This is a genomic window from Siccirubricoccus deserti (genome assembly GCF_014283215.1).
Lineage (GTDB): Bacteria > Pseudomonadota > Alphaproteobacteria > Acetobacterales > Acetobacteraceae > Siccirubricoccus > Siccirubricoccus deserti.
In genome coordinates, this window is the sequence record NZ_JACOMF010000089.1 from 1 (window position 1) to 10,057 (window position 10,057).

12 protein-coding genes are annotated in these 10,057 nt (G+C 64.0%); all 12 read right to left on the reverse strand.

Features of this window, described 5'->3' with window-relative positions:
• On the reverse strand, positions 1–931 hold a 931-nt coding region (locus H7965_RS26865; protein ID WP_186773618.1), incomplete at its 3' end, for a type II secretion system F family protein.
• On the reverse strand, positions 928–1,872 hold the full coding sequence (locus H7965_RS26870) for a type II secretion system F family protein (RefSeq protein ID WP_229682814.1): 945 nt from the start codon (positions 1,870–1,872) through the stop codon (positions 928–930). The genes H7965_RS26865 and H7965_RS26870, both read right to left, overlap by 4 nt.
• Positions 1,873–1,897: 25 nt before the next feature.
• Positions 1,898–3,289, reverse strand: a complete 1,392-nt coding sequence (locus H7965_RS26875) for a CpaF family protein (protein WP_229682813.1) — start codon at positions 3,287–3,289, stop codon at positions 1,898–1,900.
• On the reverse strand, positions 3,289–4,536 hold the full coding sequence (locus H7965_RS26880) for an AAA family ATPase (protein ID WP_186773620.1): 1,248 nt from the start codon (positions 4,534–4,536) through the stop codon (positions 3,289–3,291). The genes H7965_RS26875 and H7965_RS26880 overlap by 1 nt, the downstream gene beginning before the upstream one ends.
• A gap of 4 nt (positions 4,537–4,540) precedes the next feature.
• Complete coding sequence (locus H7965_RS26885; protein ID WP_186773621.1) at positions 4,541–4,849, reverse strand: hypothetical protein; 309 nt, start codon at positions 4,847–4,849, stop codon at positions 4,541–4,543.
• An 11-nt stretch (positions 4,850–4,860) separates the two neighbouring features.
• Positions 4,861–6,264, reverse strand: coding sequence for a type II and III secretion system protein family protein (locus H7965_RS26890; RefSeq protein WP_186773622.1), 1,404 nt, complete (start codon positions 6,262–6,264; stop codon positions 4,861–4,863).
• A complete protein-coding gene (gene cpaB / locus H7965_RS26895) occupies positions 6,264–7,121 on the reverse strand; it encodes a Flp pilus assembly protein CpaB (protein WP_186773623.1) in 858 nt (285 codons plus the stop codon). The genes H7965_RS26890 and cpaB overlap by 1 nt, the downstream gene beginning before the upstream one ends.
• Before the next feature lie 6 nt (positions 7,122–7,127).
• Positions 7,128–7,640, reverse strand: a complete 513-nt coding sequence (locus H7965_RS26900; RefSeq protein ID WP_186773624.1) for a prepilin peptidase — start codon at positions 7,638–7,640, stop codon at positions 7,128–7,130.
• A gap of 228 nt (positions 7,641–7,868) precedes the next feature.
• On the reverse strand, positions 7,869–8,117 hold the full coding sequence (locus H7965_RS26905) for a Flp family type IVb pilin (RefSeq protein WP_186773625.1): 249 nt from the start codon (positions 8,115–8,117) through the stop codon (positions 7,869–7,871).
• Positions 8,118–8,961: 844 nt separating this feature from the next.
• The gene (locus H7965_RS26910) at positions 8,962–9,369 is read right to left on the reverse strand and encodes a TadE/TadG family type IV pilus assembly protein (RefSeq protein ID WP_186773626.1); all 408 of its coding nucleotides are present in this window, start codon (positions 9,367–9,369) and stop codon (positions 8,962–8,964) included.
• Positions 9,369–9,839 (reverse strand): TadE/TadG family type IV pilus assembly protein, encoded by a 471-nt coding sequence (locus H7965_RS26915; RefSeq protein ID WP_186773627.1) that lies wholly within the window; start codon positions 9,837–9,839, stop codon positions 9,369–9,371. Before H7965_RS26915 ends, H7965_RS26910 begins: the two co-directional genes overlap by 1 nt.
• On the reverse strand, positions 9,836–10,057 hold a 222-nt coding region (locus H7965_RS26920; protein ID WP_222440839.1), incomplete at its 5' end, for a hypothetical protein. The genes H7965_RS26915 and H7965_RS26920, both read right to left, overlap by 4 nt.

Here is a 10,057-nt window from a genome sequence, read left to right on the forward strand (position 1 = left end):
ACAGATCCTTCATGACCTTGACGACAGCCGGTCCAGCCATCACCAAAATTATGCAAGGCAATATGAAGATAATCAGGGGAACCGTGAGCTTGACTGGCAGACGCGCTGCGCGTGCCTCAAACTCCGTCGTCATCTCCTGACGCAGCTCCGCCGCCAGCTCGCGCAGCGCCGTTGTCAACGGCGTGCCATATTGCGCAGCCTGAATGAGGGTTGCAGCAAGGCGCTTCAAGCCTTCGACGCCTGTCCGACTTCCCAGATTGGTGAGTGCGGTCCGAATCTCCGACATCATGCGCAGTTCGCTGACCGTATGTCCCAGCTCCTTGGAGATGGCAGGGTGCGCAAACCGGATCTCGTCCTTCACCCGGGCAAGAGCTGGCTCCAATCCCAATCCTGCATCGGCACAGATCACGAGCATGTCGAGCGTGTCGGGAAGGCCGCTCCGGACTCGTTGAACATGGTTGTTTCTGATCTTCTTTAGAATCCACTCCGGAGCCATCAGCCCGATCACGCCGCTGCCCCCGATCAGCAGGTTCTGCGTCGTCGGGCTCAGGTCCAGCCCTTCTGAGAACACCAGGGCCAAAGCGGGCAATGCAACAAATCCCATCACCTTGGCGCCAACAAACAGGGCCATGCCACTCCCGCCGTGCGCCCCGGCCGACCGCAACATGTCATGCAAGACGCTCTGGGTGCTTTTGGACAGCAGCCCGCTGCGAAGAATCACGGTTCCAAGCCAAATCGCAATACTCACCAGGCCGTTGTTCGGTTGTGTGCTCGTGCCCCTGCTAGCGTCTCGATCCATGCTCAACCTGATCATGGCCGTCCGGCTGTTATACAGCCTGTCTCGCCTCGCCTGACGGATCAGCCAGAAAGTGGCTGCTGCGAACAGGGTGCCAAATATGCCAACGGCCCAGCCTGCCAGGGCTCCCGTCATGCCAAGGCGCTCCTGATCATGGCCGCCATCATCGCGACGCCGACGCAGAGCGAAAGAATTGCTCCGCCAAGGATCATCTGCCCTGTGGGATCCCACAGGAGCACCTGCACATATGAGGCCTCGATCACATACAATGCCATGAAGGAAAGTATCGGAAGGATTGTGAGCACGACAGCGCTTGCCTTCGCTTCCGAGGTGAGAGCCCGGCCACGCGCCTTGATCGCAACCCGCGCCCGAATGATCGACGCCAGGTTCTGCAACGTTTCGCTCAACCCACCGCCGGTCTGCGCCTGGAGCGCCAGCGCTGTTGCGAGAAAGCGGTACTCGGGCAGCTGCACTCGATTGGCCATTTCCTTGAGAGCAGCCTGCAGCGAGACACCGACTGCAATCTCCTCCACGAGGCGCTTGAACTCCTTCGCCGTCGGCTCCGGGCCGTTCTGAACAACGACGCGGAGCGCATCGTTGACCGTCACGCCAACACGTACCGCACGGACGATCGAGCTTAGCGCATCAGGAAGCTGCCTGAAGAGCTTTCCCAGGTAGCGTCGGTCGCAACGCCGATAGTAGGCACGGCTGGCTGCCACCCAGGTGCCGAGCAGAGCAAGTAGCGCGGCATCGCCCGCAAAAATCTTCGCCACGAAATACGCACCACCTCCAACCATCAGCGCGCCTGCGAGCACGATCAGGAATGGGGCCGGATAGCGCTCGGCCCTTTCAGGCATGTATCCGAACAATGCCTGAAGTCGCTGCAGCATTGAGCTGCCGGCGAGCTCGCCGGACGCAAGTTGTAGCCCTGGCTCCGGCTGCCGGGCGGCTTCGCGGCGCGACGAAAGCAGGGCATCGGCCCTTGACTGCAGCTTCTGCATCCGCGCCTGGCCGGACGCTGCCCACAGGCCGGTCAGCGCCAGGGCGACCAGCCCGACGAAGGCAGCAAGCAGCATCTGAAGCACACCCTGCCCCATCTCCTTAGCCCCTGATTGCCGCCATCCAGGCCTGCTCCAGCCCGTACATCGTGAGTCGCTCCTGGAAGCTGGGGCGGGCCGAGCTTACCTTGTACTGGCCATAAAGCCGCCCTTCCCTCTCGCCCTCGATCTCGAACTGGAAGATGTCATTCATAATGACAACGTCTCCGTCCATGCCGCAGACCTCGGTCACTTGCAGACAGCGCCTTCCGCCATCGCGCTGACGCGCCACCTGGATGATCAGGTTCACGGCGCTGACGATCTGCGTGCGGATGGCCCGGGACGGCAGGCCCATGCTGCTCATCTGCACCATGTTCTCGATCCGCGCCAATGCATCACGGGTGTTGTTCGCGTGAATGGTCGACATACTTCCATCATGGCCCGTGTTCATCGCCTGCAGCATGTCAAAGGCTTCTGCGCCGCGCACCTCGCCGATGATGATGCGGTCCGGCCTCATCCGAAGCGCATTCCGCACCAGATCGCGCTGCGTCACCTCGCCCTTGCCCTCCAGGCTTGGCGGCCGCGTCTCTAGGCGCACCACATGCGGCTGCTGCAACTGGAGCTCGGCAGCATCCTCGACGGTCACCACCCTTTCTCCTGGATCGATCAGGCGGGACATGGCGTTCAGCATGGTGGTCTTGCCCGATCCGGTGCCGCCGGAAATGATGACGTTGAGCCTGATTCGTGCGGCGATCTCCAGCACACGGGCGACCTGCCTGGTCATTGCCCCGAATTCCACCAGCTTGTTGAAGTCGATCGCCTTTGCCGCGAACTTGCGGATGGAGACATAGGGCCCATCCAGGGCAAGCGGCGGATACACGATGTTCACGCGTGACCCGTCCGGCAGGCGTGCATCGACCATGGGGCTCGCTTCATCCACGCGCCGGCCAACTCCTGCGGCGATGCGCTGGCAGACCGAGGCCAAATGAGCAGTGTCGCGGAATCGGATGGGCGATAGTTCAACCTTACCCCGTCGCTCCACGAAGGCCCGATGCGGTCCGTTCACCATGATGTCGTCCACAGTCGGGTCCTTGAGCAGCCGCTCAAGCGGGCCCATCCCCACGATGTCGTCGACCACATGACCGGCGAGAACATGCTGCTCCCGTGCATTGATCCGGATCCGCTTCTCGGTCGCAATCTCGGATATCATTCGCTCGACCTCGGTCCTGAGACGATCAGCCGGCATGCTGGCAACCGCCACAGGATCCATGCGGCTGAGGCAGAGATTCCTCACCTCCTCCGCCTCGGCAGAGATTACGGCCACCTCTCCTTGCCGCTGCTCCGGCGCGGTCCCGCTCTGCGCCAGGCTTGCCATTTGCACCAGGCCGTTATCCGAGGTGGCCGCCGGTGTATTAGACTGCCTGCGCCCGAAACCCACGCCGTGGAATACGTTCATCACTTCCTCCAAAGACGTTGCCACCAGTGCTTCCGCCCGAAGAGGAGCGGCGATTCGGGCGTGAAGCGAACAAATGGAAGCTGCTGCGTCAGCTGGACAACCGCATCCCTGAAGGCACCCCGCTTTGCGGCCGCCGGCTCGCCCAGATTGGCTGCATCCATCAGCGGGCGAGGAAGGTACGGGATCACGATGTCCGCCCGTATCCCGAGCGCATCCTCCAACTGGCGCCGCTTCAAGCCACCGGGCATGCCAAGCTGATTGAGTACGACGACCGGGTGTTGTGCCTGATCGGACGCCTTCGGCAGGGCAAGCAGACGCAAAGCTCGCCGGACCGACGCAAGCGTCGGCTCCATCACGATCACGCGTTGATCTGCCAGGTGAAGAAGGCCCCGAAAGAGCGGATCCGGCCGGAACGGCACGTCCGCGACCACAAAGGTGTATTTCTTTCGCAAGGCCTCGATCAGCCGCGCTGATGCCGCCTCGTCTGCCCTTATCGGCCGGTCCGGCATCTCATCATTGGCCAAGATGTGCAGCCTGCCGGTCACAGGCACGACCGACCGCTCGATGAAAAGCTCGTCGATGCGGTCTGGCGCCGAGAGCGCAGCCTGAAGGCCCGTGCCAGGCTGTACGTTCAGGACAAAGGCAAGGCTGCCCGTCTCCAGGTCAGGATCAAGAAGAACCGTATGCCGCCGCAGAACTGTCCCGAGAAACCACGCGAAGTTCGCGGCCGTGGTGGTCGCCCCGACACCACCGCACGCCCCTGTAACCGTGACAAGGCGACCCGCGCCCAGGGCCATCGAGACCGGCCGATGGCCCATAACGACAGGTGCGAAGTACCGCGACACCGCGTCGCGTGTCAGCGGCTTGCATAGATACTCCGCGGCACCGAGGCCCCGCGTGATGTCGCGGTAGAATTCGGCGTCTCGCACCGTGCCGACCACCAGGACGCAGACATCCGGCTCGACCACCTCGGAAAGCTTTGCAAGCTCCTTCAGTGGCTCGTCCTCGTCCCCGACATCGACGACCAGGATACGAGGCGTAGGGATCCGGGCCATTGCAGCAATCGCCGCGCGGATACCACCTCGCCTGATCTCCGGTGGCTCCTGGAGCGAGTCCGAGAGTCCCTCCCGGATCGCCTCCTCCGACTGCGCGTCGGCCAGAAAGGCGATCAGAGCAGCCCGGTCGGGGCGGCCGCTGGCTGTGGTCCCGACGATCTCGCTAGGCGCAATGCTGACTAGCTCCTGCATGGCACTACCGCCACCGGGTGGTGCCGCCGGCGGCAGGCATGCCTGCGCCGGGGCCGTTCACCTCGGTACCCTCCCGCGCGTCGGCGTCGCGCATGCGCTGCACCGCGCTTGCTGCCCTTCGCCCGTCGCCTTGGCTCGTGCCACGGCCGCTGGTGAGGTCCGCGGGACGCGCAACCATTGAAGCGATGTTCGCCGCATTCGCCCCTGACGGCTGCCACATGCCGGCGCGATGGTAGGGATCGAACTCGGCGCATCCGGCGGCTGCAAGGAGAGACAGGACCGAGAGGCTTCGTACAATGCCGATCGTGCTCATAATCATCTCCTTTATTGCAACATGAAGCCGACGCCGCCGGGAATGCGAGGCTGCGGTGCAGGGCTGTTCCGGGCCTGCTGACGGAGCAGCAGGATGCGCTCGAGGTCGTTCGGCGGCCGGTAGTCGTCACCCGGCTGGTGCGTCGCGGCCGGATCGCTGGTCGGGCGAGCGATGTATGGCGTGACGATGATCACCAGCTCCGTCTCGTTGCGACGGAAGGAGTCCGACCGGAAGAGAGCGCCCAGGATGGGGACCTCACCAAACAGCGGCACGGCATTGTTGGTCTGCGCGATGTTGTCCTGGAGAAGGCCGGCGATGGCGAAGCTTTGGCCGCTTCCGAGTTCCACCGATGTCTCGGCGCGCCGGACCGTCAGCGCGGGGATGGAGATGCGGTCGTTTCCGAAGCCGAGTGTCACCGCCCCCTGGTTGGAAAGCTGGCTCACCTCCGGTCGCACATTCAGGCTGATCCGCCCCTCGGTCAGAACCGTGGGTTGAAAGGCCAGCGAGACGCCGAACTGCTTGAACTGGACTGTCACCTGGGTCAGTGATTGGGCCACCGGAATCGGGAACTCACCGCCCGCCAGGAAGCTCGCTGTCTGGCCGCTCATCACGGTCAGGTTCGGCTCGGCCAGCACGCGCACAAGATTGTCCTGAGCGAGCGCGTCGATCAGGGCATTCACATCCGGTGTCCCTGCGAGGAGCGAGTTGATTGAGCCTCGCGGCAGGCTGAGGAAGTTTTTGCTGGCGAAAGCAACTGTGAAGCGACCGACGCTTCCGAGCGCCTGCCAGTTGATGCCAAGGTCGCGCGTCACATTGCGCGACATCTCCACGATCCGGACGCGGAGCGTCACCTGGGTGTCCGCGCGTACGCTGAGCTGGTTCTCGATAACCTGGCCTTCCGGAATGTAGCCCTTTGCAAGGGCCACCGCCCGTTGCGCGTCATCCGGTGAGGAGACCGATCCGGCCAGCATCAGCCCTCTCGGTTGTGGGACGACGCGGACGGTGCTGCCAGGCATCACCCGGGCGATGGCAGCGGCTGCCTCGTTCGCTACCAGGGTGGAAGGGCGAACGGTCACCTCGTACTGGCCGATGACACTGCCTCTTTCGTCCAATGCCGCGATGGTGGTGCGGCCAGGTGCCATGCCGAGCAGGAAAAGAGAGGTCGGGCTGGCCGGACGTACCTCGGCCACCCGCGGGTCCACCACGAAGACATTCGATGCCGGGCCGCTGAGGGAGATCAGCCGCCCGGAACCGACATCCATGGTGAGAGTGGACGGCGAGGCTGCCGGAGTGGTGGCGCGGGGCACAGGCGCTCCGGGCGTGCCTTGCACTCGCACACCCTGCGCCGGCGCGGCATCCGGCAGGCCGAGGATCAGCGCCAAGGCCAGTCCTAAGGATTTCGATTTCCGTGCCATCAGAACCGGAACTCCTTGCCTTCGGTTTGACCTTGGAAGATGCGCATGATGTTCGGTGGGGTCTCGGCGTTGCTGCCGCCAAGGGCCGGTGAGACGTCGCCGGCCCAGGTAATGCCGGGCCGCACAGGTGGCGCATCAGGTTCAGCGCTGCGCTCGGCGGACCTGACAACCAGCGAGAGCCTGCCGAGCCGGGTCGCCACGGACACGCGCTCCGCCTGGCTGGCCGACACTTCCAGCGTGACCGTGCGCGCCGTCGGTGCATCGGCTGCGGAGTTGGGCGCCGCGCCCTGGAACAGCTGCTGGTCGATCGCGATCACCCGGACATCCGCGAGCACCGTTTCCGCTGCCACGCGCCTGCCAAGCGGCCGCGTTGGATCCTCAAGCGACTGGGTCAGGATTAGATCAACTTTGTCGCCGGGCCAGATCAGGCCGGCCGTGCCGCTGACAACATCCACGCCAACCGTGATGGCGCGCTGGTTGGGCCCAAGCACCGCTGCCAGGAAGCCGTGGTCGCCCGGACGAAGGACATCAGCAGGGATGAACGCCTGGCCAGCTGGGAGGTTACGGCGCACGATGGCGCCAATGAGGCCACGCCTGGCCTCGGGGTTGTCGGGCACGACGTCCGCCGGCACCTCGCTTGTGGGAATCTCCCGCACGCTCAGGTCCTCCGGCTTGAGCAGCGTACCGGCGCGCAGCTCGCGTGCGGCAGCCACCACTGCGGTCTTGTGGACAGGCGCCGCGGCCGGCGTGATGGCTGCGGCGGGTGCCACAGGCGGCCGGAACGAGATCCATGCCACTGTGCCGAAGCCGGCCAGGCCGAAAGCCATGACGGCGAACAAGGCGATGCGAATGAACATGCGACCTCACGCCCCAAACAGTGTGAAGATTGCGCCCGCCGCGATTGACGTGGCGTACGGGAGGGGCCCACCGGCCCTGACGCGACGACGCTCGGTGCGCAGGATGCGGCGGAGCAGGCCCGCAGGACGTCCGGGAACCGGCGCTGCCACCGCGCGGCGCAACGCAAGATAGATGAGGGCAAGCGCGCCTCCGGCGAGCGACACATTCAGAAGGAGCCCAACGCTCATGCCCGGCGCGACCAGCAGCGTTGCGGCGCCAAGAAGCTTTACGTCACCGCCGCCCATCAGGCCGCGGCGCCAACACAGGGCAGCCAGAATGAAGACTGCGCCGCTTGCGGCGAGCCCCCAGGCGATATCGCCCTTGAGGACCCGCAGGATCGTGCCGTCGATCGCCAGAAGGAGCGGCAGCGCATTGGGAATGGTGCGCACCGCGACATCATGCAGCGCGGCCGCTGCCAACAGGACCAGGCCAAAGCCCAGCGCCACCAGCTCAAGCGCGAAGACTGATTCCTGCGTCATGAGCATTCTCTCCAACCGTAATGGTGTTCGGTTCGTAGGAGCCTGACGGTGTGGCTACGTCAGGCACAAGGCTGGCATGACGGCGAGCCGAGATGTCCTGCTCTCCGGGCGCACGACATCAGTCAATCGGCTTGATTTGCGCGCCAGCTACCATCTTCGGACAGGACGGGCGGGCGATGACTACCCGCCCGTGCCGGTTGGCTCCGCTCTATCCGGTATTCGCCGCGGCTATTGTGGAGCCACGGCGTCGGCCTTCAGCATGGTGGCGATCTCGGTGAACTTCTCCGAGAGAGAGCTGCCGAGAGTGCCGACCGCCGCTACCACGCAGACACCGATGAGGGCCGCCATCAGCGCGTACTCCATCGCGGAAGCCGCCCGACGATCCGAGGACAGCGTCAGCCAGGGCCGCAGCCGCTCGATGCCGACGTAGATCCTGTAGAGGAGGGCATCCTTCTGGTCATTGATGTGCGCGATCATTCTTACGATCTCCTGCCAGATACTGTTGCCGACCTCTGGGGTGGCGATTGCGAGATATCCCGGCGACATCGGCGCACAAGGGCAATGTTTTCGTGATGTCGTGCATCGCGACAGTTGGTCACGCGTAGGTTATGTGTATGCCGTCCATGCAGTCACACTCTCGGCTTTGGGAAGCGAGCGGATCTGCACGGCTCTGCGAAGGCAGAAAGCGAGCGCGGCAGCATGCGCATGGTCGCGCGTTGCCCAACTGCTAGAAGTTTTCTGCTGATGCAGTTCGTGGCCTGACCTCGGCTGAACTGGAATGACAGACGATCGCCCTCAGCCGCGCAGACGGCACAACCATTCCTCGGCGCGCCCAAGCCGGATGGATCCATTCATCACGCTTGACTGGCGTGTAGTTTGAGCAGAGCTTCCAGGCGCCCGATGTGGGCTGCCACGCCGACGGAAATGTCATGCAGGACCTCCGGCAGCTCCCCTGAGCGCAGACCCTGTTCCCGGGCACGTTGGAACGCGGTTGAGGTGCAGCATGATGTCACCTGATAGGCGATGCTGTCGCCGCCTGGTGGCCAAGCAGCCATTTATTGATCCGGCCTGGGCGCACTTGAAAGGTTCGCAGCCACCGCGCTGGACAGGCCGCCTGTCGCGGTTTCGGGGCAGTTCAAGATGCCCCAAGCCCTCTCAATAAGCGGAGGGTGCAGCTCCGCCAGCTCTGCGTCCCCTGCTGTCCATCCACACGGCCAGGAACCAAGGGAAGGCGGTCCCGTCAGCGGGCCTGGAGATGCGCCTTGAAACGGCTTCCGGCCTGATGCCTGAAGCGCCTAGTGGCTCCTCGGCAGCAGTGCGCTCATACGCCTGAGGGATGGCAGGCCTGGGCTGAAATCCTCAATGGAAAGAATGGGGTGACATTCCGATTTGCGGTGATCACCACCTTGCTGAACACCCCGGGTGAAGCGCCGCAAGAAACCCGGTTGCCGACCGTGACGTCCCCGCTGCTGATGATGTCCGTGAACACCCACCGCGATGCCAGGTCCACCGCGAATTTCTGGGTATTCGAACACTGCGGCGCAGCAATGGCGTGGCATCGTGCCGTGGTGTTCGCAACCATCTGAAGGGCGCTCCGCGACCACATCGAGAAGCCGAGCCAGATGACGCCGAAGATCACGAGGAGGAACAGCACGGAGACCAGCGCAAACTCGACGGAGGAGGCGCCGCGCAGGTCATGCCGGAGGGAGCGCCGGATACCGTGCCGCATCAATCGATCCTCACCTGCGCTGGTTCGACAAAGGTCCTGCTTCCAAACGGACTCAGCTTCCCCATGATCGGGCTGTAGGTATGGCTTGCCGAAATGCTGATGTAGGTACCGGCGACCCGCCCATCGGCACAGGTCTTCTTGCACTGCTCCGGAGCCAAGGTGGGTGGGCGGCCTGCGACGACACAGAAGCAGGTTGGTGCGCTCACTGACACGGCCTGCTCCGGAATGGCAAGCTGCGTACTGTTCCGGACTACCGCGCGTACGTTGCTGGACGTCGCATTCGCCCCAGCGAGCATCGCGTAGCGCCCACCCTGAGCAACAGCCGTGGCCAGCACATTCCTTGTCCAGATCGCGTATGCGAACTCGGCAACGCCGCCGATCAAAAGCAGGATAATGGGAATGACCAGGGCCAGCTCGACAGATGCCGCCCCTCGGCGATCTCCAAACATCGCTGTCGTTTTCGCCATCATCGGACCAGGTCCGCCCTGGGGGTATGCGCCCCGTGATAAGGCACGCCCAGCGCATTGCAGCCCGTTGCGGTGAGGCGCGCCTGATCGGTAAAGACGATGTACTGCGCGATGATGTTCAGACATCCTCCCGCGGGCGCGTTCACATTGGCCTCCACATTGCCGCCCATCGATAGCTCGCCATTCGGCAGGTAGATCACCCCATTGAGGATGCTGGTGGT